Source organism: Streptomyces sp. NPDC002868 (assembly GCF_055563295.1).
Map to the genome: position 1 here is coordinate 236,132 of NZ_JBVHDR010000012.1, position 15,505 is coordinate 251,636.

At 71.3% G+C, this 15,505-nt stretch carries 12 protein-coding genes; 4 read left to right on the top strand and 8 right to left on the bottom strand.

Annotated features, from left to right (window positions below):
- Positions 1-76 precede the first annotated feature (76 nt).
- Positions 77-1,030, bottom strand: coding sequence for a 2-hydroxyacid dehydrogenase (locus ACZ3H8_RS31190; protein ID WP_467407537.1), 954 nt, complete (start codon positions 1,028-1,030; stop codon positions 77-79).
- 75 nt (positions 1,031-1,105) lie between these two features.
- On the opposite strand from ACZ3H8_RS31190, the gene ACZ3H8_RS31195 reads away from it, so the two are divergent.
- The 3 genes from ACZ3H8_RS31195 to ACZ3H8_RS31205 all read left to right on the top strand — a co-directional run bounded on the left by ACZ3H8_RS31195 (position 1,106) and on the right by ACZ3H8_RS31205 (position 3,595).
- Positions 1,106-2,098 (top strand): aldo/keto reductase, encoded by a 993-nt coding sequence (locus tag ACZ3H8_RS31195; protein ID WP_467407538.1) that lies wholly within the window; start codon positions 1,106-1,108, stop codon positions 2,096-2,098.
- A gap of 129 nt (positions 2,099-2,227) precedes the next feature.
- A complete protein-coding gene (locus tag ACZ3H8_RS31200) occupies positions 2,228-3,379 on the top strand; it encodes a PQQ-dependent sugar dehydrogenase (RefSeq protein ID WP_467407540.1) in 1,152 nt (383 codons plus the stop codon).
- Positions 3,380-3,415: 36 nt separating this feature from the next.
- Positions 3,416-3,595, top strand: coding sequence for a DUF6191 domain-containing protein (locus ACZ3H8_RS31205; protein WP_467407541.1), 180 nt, complete (start codon positions 3,416-3,418; stop codon positions 3,593-3,595).
- A gap of 415 nt (positions 3,596-4,010) precedes the next feature.
- Here ACZ3H8_RS31205 and ACZ3H8_RS31210 read toward each other — a convergent pair whose 3' ends face one another.
- The 7 genes from ACZ3H8_RS31210 to ACZ3H8_RS31240 form a co-directional block, all read right to left on the bottom strand.
- Positions 4,011-7,058, bottom strand: a complete 3,048-nt coding sequence (locus ACZ3H8_RS31210) for a helix-turn-helix transcriptional regulator (protein WP_467407651.1) — start codon at positions 7,056-7,058, stop codon at positions 4,011-4,013.
- A gap of 67 nt (positions 7,059-7,125) precedes the next feature.
- Positions 7,126-7,296: a hypothetical protein gene (locus ACZ3H8_RS31215; RefSeq protein ID WP_467407542.1), complete on the bottom strand. Its 171-nt coding sequence runs from the start codon at positions 7,294-7,296 to the stop codon at positions 7,126-7,128.
- Positions 7,297-7,463: 167 nt separating this feature from the next.
- Positions 7,464-8,228: a GNAT family N-acetyltransferase gene (locus ACZ3H8_RS31220; protein ID WP_467407544.1), complete on the bottom strand. Its 765-nt coding sequence runs from the start codon at positions 8,226-8,228 to the stop codon at positions 7,464-7,466.
- A 66-nt stretch (positions 8,229-8,294) separates the two neighbouring features.
- Positions 8,295-8,843, bottom strand: coding sequence for a hypothetical protein (locus ACZ3H8_RS31225; RefSeq protein ID WP_467407545.1), 549 nt, complete (start codon positions 8,841-8,843; stop codon positions 8,295-8,297).
- A gap of 139 nt (positions 8,844-8,982) precedes the next feature.
- Entirely contained in the window at positions 8,983-9,549 is a 567-nt protein-coding gene (locus ACZ3H8_RS31230) for a GNAT family N-acetyltransferase (protein WP_467407547.1), read from the bottom strand.
- A gap of 18 nt (positions 9,550-9,567) precedes the next feature.
- Positions 9,568-11,772, bottom strand: a complete 2,205-nt coding sequence (locus ACZ3H8_RS31235; protein WP_467407548.1) for an MMPL family transporter — start codon at positions 11,770-11,772, stop codon at positions 9,568-9,570.
- 194 nt (positions 11,773-11,966) lie between these two features.
- A complete protein-coding gene (locus ACZ3H8_RS31240) occupies positions 11,967-14,060 on the bottom strand; it encodes a phosphocholine-specific phospholipase C (RefSeq protein WP_467407549.1) in 2,094 nt (697 codons plus the stop codon).
- 374 nt (positions 14,061-14,434) lie between these two features.
- On the opposite strand from ACZ3H8_RS31240, the gene ACZ3H8_RS31245 reads away from it, so the two are divergent.
- Positions 14,435-15,343 (top strand): hypothetical protein, encoded by a 909-nt coding sequence (locus tag ACZ3H8_RS31245; RefSeq protein ID WP_467407551.1) that lies wholly within the window; start codon positions 14,435-14,437, stop codon positions 15,341-15,343.
- Positions 15,344-15,505: the final 162 nt, after the last annotated feature.

Genomic DNA, 15,505 nt, shown 5'->3' on the forward strand with positions numbered 1-15,505 from the left:
GACTACCAGCGGCGTTGTCGGCACGTGGCGCAACCAAACGACTTCATAGAGTGCACGAAGCGCGGGCGCTTAGGGTTCACTTCCCAGTCGTGAGCACCACGTTGCGCAACGGCTCGCCCGCGGCGAAACGGGTGAGTTGTCCGGCCAGCAGCCGCTTGGCGCGTGGCATGAAAGCCGAGGTGGAGCCGCCCACATGGGGGCTGATGAGGACACCGGGGGCGTGCCAGAGAGGGTGGCCCGGGGGCAGCGGCTCCGGGTCTGTGACATCGAGGGCAGCGGTGATCCGTCCGCTCTCCACCTCTGCGAGCAGGGCCTTGGTGTCGACGACCGGGCCGCGAGCGACGTTCACCAGCAGCGCTCCGTTCTTCATCCGGGCCAGGAAACCGGCGTTGACCAGGCCTTTCGTCTGCTCGGTGAGCGGGATGGACAAGATCACGACGTCCGCGTCCGGGAGCAGCGTGGGCAGGTCGGTGAGTGCGCGCACTTCGCCGCGCTCCGCAGCGCGGGCGGAGCGCGCGACGCGCGCCACCCGCGCGCATTCAAACGGCGCGAGCCGGTCCTCGATCGCGGCGCCGATCGATCCGTATCCCACGATGAGCACCGACTTGTCGGCGAGCGCCGGATAGAAGCCGGACCGCCATTCCTCCTTGTCCTGGCCACGCACGAAGCCGGGGACACCGCGCAGGGAGGCGAGGATCAGGGCCAGAGTGAGCTCGGCGGTGGAGGCTTCGTGGACTCCTCTGGCATTGCACAGGCGCACGCCAGCGGGCAGCGAGCCGAGTCCCGGTTCCACATGGTCGATCCCCGCGGAGAGGGTCTGGACGACACGTACGGACCTCATCGCGGCCAGCGGGCGGACCGCGACCTCCATGCCCTTCATGTACGGGACGGCGTAGAAGGCACAGTCGGCGGGGTCGGCGGGAAAGTCGGGACCGCCGTCCCAGAAGAGGTAGTTGAGGCCCGAGTCCGAGGGGTCGGGAAGCCCTTCGATCTCGTCGGCCGGAATCGGGAGCCACACGTCTGAAGTCATGGTCAGGAGGCTATGCGAAGGGCCTCGGTCCGCATTGGTTAGTTTGGTCAGCGGCCAAAGGAGGGGTACGGGCAGTTGGAGCGCAGGACAATCGGTGCGGCGGCCCTCGAAGTGGGCGCGATCGGGCTCGGCTGTATGCCGATGAGCTGGGCGTACAGCAGCTCCCAGCAGCGCGGGGAGCGATCGCTGCGTACGGTGCACGCCGCGCTGGACGCCGGCTGCAGCCTGCTGGACACGGCCGATATGTACGGGCCCTTCACCAATGAGCTGCTGATCGGGCGGGTGCTCAAGGAGCGGCGCGGGGACGCGTTCGTATCGACGAAGGTCGGACTGCTCGTCGGCGATCAGCATGTGGTCGCCAATGGGCGGCCCGGGTATGTGAAGCGGGCCTGTGACGCCTCGCTGCGGCGGCTGCAGACCGATGTGATCGATCTCTATCAGCTGCACCGGGCGGATCCGGAGATTCCGGTCGAGGAGACCTGGGGCGCGATGGCGGAGCTGGTGAGCGCGGGGAAGGTGCGGGCGCTGGGCATGTGCGCGGTGGGGGCGCGCGCGTCCAGGCGCTCCGGGGCGCATCTGCACGAGGGAACGATCCGGCAGCTGGAGCGGGTGCAGCAGGTGTTCCCGGTGAGCGCGGTTCAGGCGGAGCTGTCGGTGTGGTCGCCGGAGGCGCTGGAGCGGCTGCTGCCGTGGTGCGAGGCGCGGGGGGTGGGGTTCCTGGCGGCAATGCCGCTGGGGAACGGATTTCTGACGGGGACGCTCACGCCGGGGCAGGGCTTCGAGCCTGACGACGTGCGGGCGCGGCATCCGCGGTTCACGGCCGAGATGATGGCGGCGAACCAGCCGGTGGTGGCGGGGCTGCGGCGGATCGCCCAGCGGCATGGCGCGTCTCCTGCCCAGGTCGCGTTGGCGTGGGTGCTGGCGCGGGGGCGGAATGTCGTGGCGGTGCCGGGGACGAAGCACGACGAGTGGGCGGTGCAGAACGCGGGGGCGGCGGATCTTGAGCTGACGGGGCGGGATCTGGTGGAAGTGGCGGGACTGCCGTCGGCGCGGGGATCCTGGGACTGAGTGAGCTGTCGCTCGTTCTTCTGACTCTTGGCGGAAGATCGGGAACCTGCGGGGCGGCTGCGGTGTAAGAACAGTAGTCAGGCAGCTCAAGCAGCCGTCGAAGGGATCAGAACTGTGCAACGTCCTGCAGTGACAGCCGTGTTGGCCGCTGCCGTGCTTCTGCTCGTGGCCGGGTGCTCGTCCGGTGACGACAAGGCGCCGACCGGCCGGCAGGGGCCGACGTCGACCACCCTGGGCCCCTCCGCATCCGCCTCGGGAGGGTCGCCGAGTCCGACGGGCCCGCCCGCGAAGGGCTCGGTGAAGGTGGTGTCCACACTGACGCAGGACCTGAAGTCGCCGTGGGGCGTCGCCGCGCTGCCCGACGGCGATCTGCTGATCGCCTCGCGCGACGAGGGGACGATCAGCCGGGTCGATGCGGAGAGCGGCAAGCAGACCGTGATCGGCTCGGTGCCGGGGGTCTCCCCGGGTGGCGAGGGCGGGCTGCTGGGCCTGGCGGTCTCCCCCTCGTTCGCCTCGGACCATCAGGTGTACGCGTACTTCACCACCGAGTCGGACAACCGCATCGCCCGCCTGCTGTACGACGAGCAGAAGCCGGCCGACCAGCAACTGGGCGCGCCGGACACGGTGTTGAGGGGCATCCCCAAGGGCATCGTGCACAACGGCGGGCGGATCGCGTTCGGCCCGGACAAGATGCTCTACGCAGGCACGGGCGAGACGGGTGACACGGGGCTCGCGCAGGACAGGAAGTCGCTGGGCGGGAAGATCCTGCGGATGACCCCTGACGGGCAGCCGGTGCACGGCAATCCGGACGCCGGCTCCGTCGTCTACTCATGGGGCCACCGCAATGTGCAGGGGCTCGCCTGGGACTCCGACAAGCGCCTGTGGGCGGCCGAGTTCGGCCAGACCACCTGGGACGAGCTCAATCTGATCCAGCCGGGGAAGAACTACGGCTGGCCGGAGGTGGAGGGCAAGGGCGGCGGGTCCGGCTTCGTCGACCCGGTGGCCCAGTGGAGGACGTCGGAGGCTTCGCCGAGTGGCATCGCGTACGCATCGGGCTCGATCTGGATGGCGGCGCTGAAGGGCGAGCGGCTCTGGCGAATCCCTCTGGCGGGCGCGGAACCCTCGGCGGAGCCCCAGTCGTTCCTGGTGGGGAAGCACGGCCGCCTTCGCACGGTCCTGTCGGTGGGCGGCGCCAAGGTCTGGCTCGTCACGAGCGAGACGGACCGCCGGGGATCACCCGAGCCGGGGGACGACAAGATCCTCCAGCTGGAGGTGAAGTAGGAGCTGAAGCAGGGGCTGAAGTAGGGGGTGGACGGCTTGTGTTCAACGTCTTTCGAGGAGTTCTTCGCACCGGGCCGCAAGCACACCGACGAGGAACGCAACCGCCTGGCCCTGACGAGGGCCGACGTGGGCGACAACGACCCGGGCCACGGCCCGATAGACCTTGCGTCGGGCAAGGTGACGATCCGCGCACGTGAGAAGCCGCCGCGGGAGTGAGGCGGGTGCGGGGTGCCCGCCGTGCCCGATCGCGGCGGCGGCGCGGGCAGGCGCGGTGCGCGGGCACCGGCCGCCTGGCGCCGGCCGCCCGGGGCGGGCTCGGGGTGCAGCTGCTGCCGCTCTCGGGAACCAGCCGCCGGGTGCGGTGCGCGGCCGGGCGGCTCCTCAAACGCCGGAGGGGCTGGACTTTCCGGCCCGTCCGTCGATTGAGGACATGCCCGGGGGCACCGGCCGCGGGCCCCCGTCGCTGGGAGCGGCCTCGGGGCGTGGATCGTGGCCGCCGCCAGGGCGCGGCACCAGCCGCCCGGGACGGGGCGCTGCTGCCGTCAGGGCGCGGCCTCCGGGCGTGGATCGTGGCCGACACCAGCCACGCGGCCCCGCCACCAGGCGCCAGGCGTCGCGCCCCTCTGGCTGCTCAGGCCGATGCCGCCGGCTGCTCCTCGCCCGTGGGCCGGAACAGGCGCAGGCGGTGGGCCATGGCCGCTGCCTCTCCGCGGCCCGAGACGCCCAGTTTGGCCAGGATGTTGGAGACGTGGACGCTCGCCGTCTTCGGGGAGATGAACAGCTCCTCGGCGATCTGACGGTTGCTGCGGCCCACCGCGACCAGGCGGAGGACATCCTCCTCGCGGCGGGTCAGGCCGAGAGCCGGACCCCGCCGCGGAGTGGTGGCCGTCGCAGGAGCAGGGTCGTCGGTCAGGGAGATGCGGGCGCGCTGGGCGAGCAGCGCGATGTCCTCGGACAGAGGGCGCGCGCACAGCTGCTGGGCCGTCACCGCCGCCTGGCGCAGCAACTCCGTCGCCTGCGCGCGGTCCGACTGGAGCACCGCCTCCGCCCAGCGGTGGCGGACCCTCGCCAGGTCGTACGGGCGCTCCAGCGCCTCGAAGGCCTTGCCGGCCTCGGCCCAGTCGACGGCCGCGTCCTCGCCGCCGGCGCGCAGCAGTTCCGCGCGGACCCAGCGCTCGTGAGCCATCCATACCGGGACCGCGGTGACGAGCGTTCTGGCCGCCTTGCGGATCCGTTCCAGCGCCTCGGCGCGGCCGGGTTCCACGGCGGGCAGGCCGCGCGTATCGGCCTCGAGCGTGGCCGCGGCGCGCAGCAGCGGCCAGGCGTATCGCTGGGTGCCGGGCGGGAAGCCCGCCGTCGCCGCCCGTTCGAACTCGGTCCGGGCGTCCAGCACGCGCCCCTGCGCCGCCGCGATGCTCAGCGCCACGGTGTGCAGCGGGATGGTGCTCTGGGGCATCGGGTCATTGGCTCCGAAGTGCCCGCGCGCCGCCTCCAGATGCTCGGCCGCCTTCGCCGCGTCGCCCCGGTCGAGGGCCAGGTATGCGCACCGGGTCGCTGCGAACCCCCGGGGCTTCGGGCTCAGAGCGATCCGCAACGCCCGCTCCGCTGCCTCGGTCGTCTCGCCCCAGCGCCCGAGCGAGCTGTACGACTCGGCGAGGTTGACCAGGACCCAGGCCTGGGTGTCCAACAGGCCGTATTTCCGGGAGAGTTCGACGCCCTCGGCGAGAATGTCGACCGCTTCCCGTGAGCGGCCCACGCCCTCCAGCACGGACGGCAGATTCACATGCGTACGCCCCACGTGGCCGGGCAGGTCGAGGGCGACGGCCCGCTCCTTCACCGCGTACATCTCCGCGAGCCCCTCGTCGACGTTGCCCGCGTCGACCATGAGGCTGCCGAGGGTGAGGCGGGCCCGTAGCTCGTTGTCCTCCTCGCCGACCATACGCGCGTACTCCACGGCGAGCTCGGCGGTCGCGAGGCTGCCCGGCCCCGGGTCGTGCACCATGCCCCAGTTCGCCGCCTCCGCGAGCACCTCCGCGTGGACGGCGGACGGCGGCAGTCCGCGCACCAGCTCCTGCGCAGCAGCCAGCTCCGCCCACCCGTCGCCGCGGCCCAGCGACGAGACGAGCCGGGAGCGCTGGACGGAGAACCAGGCGCCGCGCAGCGCGTCGCCCTCCGCCTCCGCCAGCCGCTGCCCGCGCTTGGTGATCTTCAGCGCGCGTTCCTTCTCGCCACTGAGCCGGCCCGCGACGGATGCCTCGGCCATCAGGTCAAGGAAGCGCAGCGGCGTGGTGGCCGGATCGCAGCCGCACGGAGGGTACGCCTCCGCGTAGTCGACTGGCCGCAGGGCAGCCCGCACCTCGTCCGGCGCGCTGTCCCAGAGCTCCATCGCCCGCCCCAGCAGCCGCAGTTGCTCGGCGTACGCATGCCGTCGCCGCGCCTCGACCGAGGCGCTCAGCACAGCGGGGAGGGCCTTCGCGGCGTCGTGCGCGTGGTACCAGTAGCTGGCGAGCCGCATGGCCCGCTCCTCGCACCGTACGAGCGACGGGTCGGCCTCCAGCGCCTCCGCGTACCGCCGGCTGAGCCGGGAGCGCTCCCCGGGCAGCAGATCGTCGCCCACGGCCTCGCGCGCGAGGGAGTGCCGGAAGCGGTAGCCGTCGCCGTCCGGCGTAGCCAGCAGGATGTTGGCGCCCACCGCGGCCCGCAGCGCCTCGATGAGGTCGTCCTCGCACAGCCGGGCGACAGCGCGCAGCAGCCCGTACTCCACGGTCGAGCCGCCCTCAGCGACGATCCGCGCCACCCGCTGGGCATCTTCGGGCAGCGCCTCGACGCGTACGAGAAGGATGTCGCGCAGGGAGTCGGTCAGCCCCGTGCGGCAGCCGTTGGCCATGCTGCAGGCGAGCTCTTCGACGAAGAACGCATTGCCGTCCGAGCGCTCGAAGACCCGGTCCACCACGGCCGGTTCGGGCTCGGCGGCGAGGATCCCGGCCATCTGGCGGTGGACCTCGCCGCGGTTGAAGCGGGTCAGCTCGATGCGCTGGACCGTGCGCATCCGGTCGAGCTCGGCGAGGAAGGGCCGCAGCGGATGGCGCCGGTGGACGTCGTCGGAGCGGTACGTCGCGATCACGACGAGCCGGCCGCGGCGCAGTGTGCGGAAGAGGTAGGCGAGCAGGTGGCGGGTGGAGGCGTCGGCCCAGTGCAGGTCCTCGAGCACCAGGACGATCGTGCGGTCCGCGGCGATCCGCTCAAGCAGTCGCGCGGTGAGCTCGAAGAGGCGGGCCATGCCTTCCTCGTCGTGTCTGCCCTGCTGTCCGCGAGGCGCCTCCCCCAGCTCGGGCAGCAGCCGCGCCAGCTCGTCCTCCTGGCCCGCGGCGGCCGCGGCCAGTTCCTTGGGCAGCCGGCGGTGGAGCGTGCGCAGCGCGGTCGAGAAAGGCGCGAACGGCAGCCCGTCCGCGCCGATCTCGACACATCCGCCGACCGCGACGACGGCCTCGCGGCGGCACGCCTCGGTGAACAACTCCTCGACGAGCCGGGTCTTGCCGACCCCTGCCTCACCGCCGACGAGCAACGCCTGCGGCTCTCCCGCGGCGGCGCGGGTGAGCGCGTTGGTGAGCGCGGTCAGTTCGCCGGCGCGGCCGACGAACACCGGGCTGACGGACCTGGTCTCCACGTCGCCGAGCATCGCACAGCCCTCTGACAACGCGGCACCCTTGATCGGGATGACAGTCATCACGCGAGGTCACGCCGTCTTACGCGGCGCGGGTGAAGCGATCGTGGTCCGGACTCACCCGGCCCTCCGCGTCCTTGGCGCCCCGCCTGGCGGCACGGCGGGCCTTACGCACCTGCCGGACCAGCCGCTCGGTGTCGGCCTCGCGGATCAGCTCGGCCCGGCGGAGCTGCTGGATCTCGTACTCGAACATCTCGTACTCCCTGGTTGTGAGTTCTCTCGGCGTCTTGCGATGCCTCGACTCTCGTCCCCCAGGGGGGTCCGCCACATCGGGAGGGTGCCGCATCTTCGCGCGGCGGGGGTCCTTAGACGCGGCGGGGACGCGTACGTCTACTGCCTAAGGCCCCTGCTCGCCCGGCCTTAGGGGCGCTGCTCGTAGACGTACGGAGTGGTGGTGCTCAGCGGGGTGAAGCCGAGCCGTTGCAGGATCGGACGGCTCTGGCTGGAGGCATCGACCTGCAGGAAGCGGTAGCCGCTCGCGGCGGCGATACGGGCCCGGTGGGCGATCAGCGCCCGGTAGATGCCACGGCCGCGCCAGGCGGGCAGGGTGCCGCCGCCCCAGAGGCTCGCGAAGTCGGTGCCCGGGTGGAGCTCCATCCGCGCCCCGCAGACCGGCTGTTCGCCGGCCAGCGCGACGGTCATGCCGATGGTGTCCGGCGTCTGGGCCAGCTGGGTGAGGAGCTGTTCGCGCAGCCGGGCCCCGCTGGTGCCGAAGGCCTGCTCGTGCACGTCGGCCAGGAGATCCACGCCCGCCGCGTCGGTGACCGGTTCCAGCCTGATGCCGTCGGGGAGTTCGACGTCGGTGGGCAGGTCGCGGATCTCGGCGACCATCAGGGTTTCTTCGGGCTCAGGTGTGAAGCCGGCCGCCCGCAGCCGTGCGCCGAGGTCGTCTGGCCGGTCGTAGGAGTACAGCTTCCACTCGAAGTCCCGCCCCAGGGCGCTGAAGTACCGCACCTGCTCGGCGATCGCGGCGTCGGCCGTTGCGGAGTCCAGGCCGGACCAGACGATGCCGTTCCAGTCGCCGTCGGCACCGACCTGCCGCACCATGTCACCGGCCCGCTCGGCTCCTTCACCACCCTGCCGAATCTGGTGGTCGAACAGGCTGAGCACCTCGTCGTGATCCATCCGCGCATTGCAGCACCGGACGGACACACGCACCAACGGGTTTCGAGGCGGGGCTTCGAGCCGGGTCTACGAGCCTGTGCTGGGCAGCGACAGGAAGAGGTCGAAGTACATGCCGCCGGAGACGATCAGCCCCAGGACGCCCAGTGCGACTCCGGCCACGGCGAAGGCCCGTACCCAGCCGGCCTTCTGCGGCAGGGCGAACACAGCCAGGCCGACGATCAGCGCGAGCAGCGCGAAGATGCCGTTGAACATGGCGGTGGAGTGCCAGGCGTCGCCGTAGATCGCGGAAATCTGCTGGGCGGGGGTGCCACCCTGCGAGGTCTTGATCTGCCCGATCAGCGCCTGCCTCTCGGCGGAGATCTTGCCGACCCAGCTCCCGCTGAGCGCTACGACGCCGAGGCCGACGGAAACGACGCCAGCGGCGGCGGCTGCGAGGCCGGAGGAGGCGCGCGGCGCCTCGTCGGTGCCTTCGGCTTCGGTCTCGGCCTCCGCTTCGTGCTCAGCGGTCGCGGGCTCGGCGGGCTCGACCGGCTCGGTGGCAGCCGCGTCGGGCGCGTCCGTCACGTCGGTCACGTCGGTCGTGTGGGTGGTCTTTTTGGTCTCCGTGGGGTTCATGCGCCGCACGCTAGGGGCCGATTCTGAGAGTCCTCTTAACGAGCCGCCCCCTGACGACCGGCCCCCTGACGACCGCCCCTTAACGACCGGCCTCTCAGTGCCCGGGTCCTCAGTGCCCGGGTCCTCAGCGGCCGGGTCCTCAGCGGCCTTCCTGCTCCCGCAGCTCCCGCCACTCCGGCGCCAGCACCGACCAGGCCTCCATGTCGTGCCGTACGCCCCTGTAGGGGTAGCTCTCCCGCAGCACGCCCTCCCGCACCATCCCCAGCCGCTTGGCGACATTGATGCTCGCGGTGTTCCCCGAGGCCACCTGCCACTCGACACGGTGCATTCCACGCTCGTACACCGCCCAGTCGATGATCACGCGCGCGGCCCGTGTGACCAGCCCGCGCCCGGCGGCCGACGGCTCCAGCCAGCAGCCCGCCTCACACGCGCCGCTCGCGGTGTCCCAGATGCGGAACAGAACACCGCCGACGAGGGTCCCGTCCAGCCAGATCCCGTAGATGCGCCCGCCGTCCCGGGCCTGCTTGTCGGCGTACGACTGGAGGAAGGCCCGCGCCGAGTCGACATCGGTCGCGGCGGTGGCCAGTGCGACGTACTGGCCGATGAACTCCCGGCCCCGGTCCATGTGGGCGAGGTACTCCTCGGCCCGCCAGGGCTCCAGCGGCCGCAGTTCCGCCCCGTCGTCACCCAGCGATATCGCGAACATCGTCTTCCCCCTGCCCGGTTACCGCACGAGCTGTCCGTCCTCGCTCGCGCGCTGCCCAGGGATCTTCGCATGCACACGGCACTCGGGCGGCTCGATGCTGATACGCGGCAGTCGGCGGTCCAGCCAGCGCGGCAGCCACCAGTTCGCTCCGCCCAGCATGTGCATGAGCGCGGGCACCAGCAGCGTACGCAGCACAAACGCGTCCACCGCGACCGCCGCAGCCAGCGCGATACCGAACATCGCGATGACCCGGTCGCCGCTGAGGACGAAGGCGAGAAACACCGAAATCATGATCACGGCCGCGGAGTTGATCACGCGGCTGGTCTCGGCGAGGCCGACCCGTACCGCCCGCCGGTTGTCACCGGTCTCCAGCCACTCCTCGTACATCCGGCTGACCAGGAACACCTGGTAGTCCATGGAGAGCCCGAAGAGCACCGAGACCATGATGACCGGCAGGAACGGCTCGATCGGGCCCGCTCTGCCGAGCCCGAGGAGCTCGCTGCCCCACCCCCACTGGAAGATCGTGACGACGATCCCGAAGGAGGAGGCGACGGCGGCCACGTTCATCGCGGCGGCCTTAAGGGGGATGCCGATCGAGCGGAAGGCAAGCAGCAGGAGCAGACAGCCGAGTGTGATCACGACGCCGACGAAGAGCGGCAGTTTGCCGACGATGATCTCGGCGAAGTCGTCGTAGCTCGCCGTGACTCCGCCGACGTGCACCTCCAGGGAGGTGCCGTCCGACGCGGTGGGCAGGACGTCCTGGCGCAGACGGTCGACGAGTTCACTGGTCGACTTCGACTGGGGGGACGAGTCCGGTACGACGGTGAGGACCGCCGTGTCTCCACTGCCGCTGTACGTGACCGGGCCGACGGATTTGATGCCGTCGGCGCCGCGCAGGGCGTCGGGCAGCTCGTCCATGGCGAGGCGGTCGTCCGCTCCGTCGAGACGGGCGACGAGGGTGAGCGGGCCATTGACGCCGGGCCCGAAACCTTCCGCGAGCAGGTCGTACGCCTGGCGGGTGGTGGAGGTGGAGGGGCCGTTGCCCTGGTCGGACGTGCCGAGGTGCAGCGAGAACGTCGGCAGGGCGAGCAGCAGCATGACCACCGCTGCGACCGCTCCGAGCAGCTTCGGATGGCGCTCGACGAAGGCGGACCAGCGGGCGGCGAAGCCGGTCGACAGCTCGGGCTGCGGGCCGCGCTCGAAGAGCCGTCGTCGCTCGCGTCGGCTGAGCGCCCGCATGCCTATGAAGGACAGCAGGGCCGGCAGCAGGGTCACCGACGCCGCCACGGTGAGTACGACGGTCAGGGAGGCGGCGATCGCGACGCCGCCCAGGAAGCTGAGTCTCAGAATGAGCATGCCGAGCAGGGCGATGCAGACGGTGGCGCCCGCGAAGACGACGGCCCGGCCGGTGGTGGCGACGGCGTTCTGGGCCGCTTCGGCCACCGGCAGTCCGCGCCGCAGGCCCTTGCGGTGTCTGGTGACGATGAACAGCGCGTAGTCGATGCCGACGCCGAGCCCGATCAGTACGCCGAGCATCGGCGCGAAGTCGGCGACGGTCATCACATGCCCGAGGAGCACGATGCCCGCGTACGCCGTGCCGACCGAGACCAGCGCGGTGGCGATGGGCAGCACGCTGGCGGCGAGCGAGCCGAAAGCGAGGAAGAGGACGACGGCGGCGACGGCCACGCCGACGATCTCGGCCACATGGGAGGTGGGCGCTTCGGTGAGTGCGACGGCGCTGCCGCCGAGCTCGACCTGGACTGCGTCGGTCTGGGCTGCCTTCGCCGTGGCGACGACCGCTTCGATCCGCGACTTGGGGATGGAGTCGGCCGGCTCGTCGAAGGTAACGGTGGCATACGCGGTGTGCCCGTCGGGGCTGGTCCGGTCGGCACCGTCGTTGCCGTACGGGCTGTTGACGGAGGCGACCCCGTCGAGTTTCGCGACCTCGTCGAGCATCTCGGACATGGGCTGCCGGACGCCGACGGCGCGCACGCTGCCGCTGTCCGTGTGCCACACGATGGTGTCGCTGTCGCCGCCCTGGCCGTGGAAGCCCCCTTGGAGGAGGGCGGTTGCCCGGCCGGACTCGGTGCCCGGGACGTCGTAGTCGTTGGAGTACGCGGTTCCCGTTGCGCCCGCGGCGGCTGCGACGCCGCCGAAAGCGAGGAGCCAGAGCACGACGGCTACGAGTCGGTGCTTGATGCACCAACGGGCTGCTGCTGCCAACGGACTTGCTCCCTGGGTGGTTCGTGGATCTTTGATCGGGAACCGCCCGCAAAGAACTCTTGACTTCAAAGGGACATTCTGGCAGCCAATAGTGATCCTTTGCCCGTTTCGTGGGCTTACTCACAGGGGCGTGCGGGAGCCAGGGAAAAGGGTCCCGGACCCCCGCGCGCCTCTCAGCTCTCAGCTCTCAACTCTCAACCGGAGACGCTCGCCCGCCCGTTCTCGATGTGGCCCATCAGGCGGCGGCGGAAGCCGGTGTCCCGGTCGGCGGTCACCTCGATGTCGTACCAGCCGTGCGCGTCGGCCGCCGAGTGCACGACGGTGCGGCTGCGGCCCGCCTTGACCGTGACGGTGCGGGTCCAGTCGTCGAGGTCGGCCTCGTCGACGTAGGCCAGCGGACGGATGGTGAAGGTGACCGGCTTGCTGCCGCCGTTGCGCAGGGTGAGGTGCAGGTCGCGGTCGTGGTGGTCAATGGACGAAGAGACCTGCGCGGTGCCCTCGACGCCGCCCGCGAACTCGCGCCGGAAGCCGTTCGGCCCGGTGATCGTGAAGCGGTAGGCGTCGCCGGTAAGGGGTACCGCCCATTGCGCCTTGCCCCTTACGTCCTTGTGCTGTGGGACAGGGAACTCACCGGCGTACGGATAGAGCGCGAAGTGGGCGCTCGCGCACCCGCTGTTGCTGAGCGCCACGGTGAAGGCGTCGCCCGTGACCTTGCCGTACGCGTCGGGCTGGTACGGCAGCGGCCGCGCGGGCCGGGTCCCCTCCTCCTGCACGGGCATGTGCTGCTGCAGTGGCGGCACGGGCCGCCAGCGTCCCGTGAACGGCGGGATCGCGCCGGGCTGCTCCACATCGGGCTGCGGCCTGCCGCGCCGGAAGTCGAAGGCGGAGGTCAGATCGCCGGTGACAGCGCGCCGCCAGCTGGTGATGTTGGGCTCCTCGATGCCTGTCCACTTCTCCAGCAGCCGGACCACCGAGGTGTGGTCGAACACCTCGGAGCAGACGTAGCCGCCGACCGACCAGGGTGAGACGACGAGCAGCGGGACGCGGATGCCGAGGCCGGTGGGCTTGCCCTGCCAGCGCTCCTCGGTGTTGTCGGCGGGCGGGACCGGCGGCGGTACGTGGTCGAAGAAGCCGTCGTTCTCGTCGTAGTTGATCAGGACGACGGTGTGCCGCCAGACGTCGGGGTGGGAGCCGAGGGCGTCCAGCACCTTGTAGACGAGGGTGGCCGACGCGATCGGCGAGGAGGACCCGGGGTGTTCGGAGTCGATCGCGGAGGGCACCAGGTACGACACCTCGGGGAGCGTGCCGGCCGCCACGTCCGCGCGGAACTGGTCCGCGAGGGAGCCGGTCTCGCCGCGCCGGAGCCCGCGCTCGAAGAGCGACCGCTCGCTCGTGGTCAGCGTCGCCACGCCCTCCTCGAGCGCCGCGAGCAGCCGTGCGCGCTCGGCGGTGTCCTGGGTGTCGCGCACCTTCGCGTAGAAGGCCTCCATGAAGGTGAAGTCGCCGGCCTCGGCCAGCGCCTTGCGCGCGATCTTCTTGAAGCTGGTGAAGAACTCGATGTTGTTGTCGGTGAAGTTCTCCCACTCCTGGTACGTCTTCCAGCTGCGGCCGGCCTTCTCGAGCCGCTCGGCGTACGTGGGCCAGGAGTAGCCGGGGTGGGTGCCCTCGGCGTACGCGGCGTTGGTGACAGCGCGGCTGCCGTCGGCCTCGAAGCCGGTCCAGCCGCTCCACAGATGGTTGCGGTTGGGGCTCGTCGACGTATGGATCGAGGAGTGGTACGCGTCGCAGATGGTGAAGGTGTCCGCAAGTTCGTAGTGCAGGGGTATGTCGCGGCGGTCGTAGTACGCCATGGTCGCTGCGGTCTTCGCGGAGATCCAGCCGTCCATCCAGCCGTCACGCCAGGCCTTGGCGCCGCCGCCCCAGGAGTGGTCGAGGTCGCCGATGTACTGGAGGTCCTTCTTCTGCGTCTCGGCGGCGTCGCGCACAGGGAAGGGCAGCACGGTGCGCAGCGGGCCGGGCTGCTCGAAGACGGGCTTCCCGGAGGGGAGTTCGACGGCGTTGCGGTCGCCGAAGCCGCGAACGCCGCGCAGGGTGCCGAAGTAGTGGTCGAAGGACCGGTTCTCCTGCATGAGGATCACCACGTGCTTGACCGCCCGCAGCCCGCCCGACGGCGGCTCGGCGGCCAGCGCCGCCTGAAGGGAGGGCGGGAGCAGCGACCCGGCCGCCGCCGCGCCGATGGCGCCTCCGCCGAGTGCGAACAGACGCCGCCGTGACATGTCCGTGGTCAAGTGATCCTCCCGATTCCGGTGCTACCGCCCGGAACGTAATGAGGCCGGATGACTTGGGGAAGTCCCATGGACGGCGCGGCGGTGAACGTCCAAGTGCCCGTGAGAAGAGTCCAAGCGGCTTGGGAGGGGACCGGGCTGCGCGGGCGGGTTTACGGGCCGGGTTACGCGGGCGGACGGCTCAGCCGTCCCACCGCCACCACGACGGCATGCCGCCGCGCTGCGATCGCGGCGCGTCCTGAAGGCCACCGGCAGGCTCGGGGCCGCCCTCGAGGATGTCGCGCCGGTGCCAGGCCTGTGAACACAGGCGATTTCGGCGGAATCTGAGCGGTGAATCCCCAAACGTGCGGCGGGTGTTGTCGTTGGCGGCTGGCACGATGGGTTACATGGAATACACGGGGACCAACCTGCCGATCCTGACACCCGGCGATGCCGCGGAGTTCGCCCTGACGCTCCATGACGCGCCCGGCGGGTTCCTCGACCGGGACCCGGTCCAGGTGCTGGCGTACAACCCGGGCGCCTCGCTCCGGGACCGGCGGGAGGCCTTCCGCGTGGTGTACGACGCGATAGTGGCCAGGATCGGCGAGCCGACGCTCTACGGCGGCTCGGCGGAAGGCCCCAACGTCCGCTGGCGGGACGGCGGAAGGCTGGTGCTGCTCGCCGGCAACCGCAGTCGGGCGCAGCTGTCGGTCCACGACACGGACACCCTTGAGCAGGAGGAACGGCGCACCTTCGAGTGGGGCGGCGCCTGGTCGGCGGACGAGCCCCACGACTTCGACTTCCTGCCGTACACGTGGCAGTTGGACCGCAGCGGCCCCGGCGAGCGCCCGACCGAGCGGCCCGGCGGCCGGCAGGCCTCCTGCCTCGAACACTTCGAGAGCGCGCTCGAGTTGCTGCTCACGGCGTGGGTGGAGCAGCTTCCGGTGCAGGTCGGCGACGACTGGGCGAGCTTCAGCGTGACCAGCGGCGCGGACCGCGGACGGCAGCTGCTCATCTCGTACGGGCTGGAGGACGGGCTGCATGTCTCGGTCGACGACCGCGACGGCGAGGACAGCCCCGAGCGGGCGCGGTTGATGCACTCGCGCGGCTGGAAGTCCCGGGACCGGGGCTGGTGGCAGACGGACTTCCCGGACCCGGAGCGCGGGGAGGTGGCGGCGGTGGCCCGCCTGGCCGTCACGGAACTGCGGGCACGTGGCACGAAGGAGCCGGAGGAACTGCGAGCGAGGGACGCCAGCTGCAAGGACCGCGGCGAACTGTGGCTGCCGGGTTTGGGCATACGCCACTGACGCACGCCCTGGTTGCGCCGCACGGAGGCCAGGGCAACGCGCGGCGCCCGGGTCGACCCGCGGCCTACTGCGGCCGCGGCCCTGCCGCGCCCCGCGGCCGGGCCTCGGCCTGCCGCGTGACCCGGACCCCGCAGCCGCCGCGCGCCGAGCACGCAGCCGCCC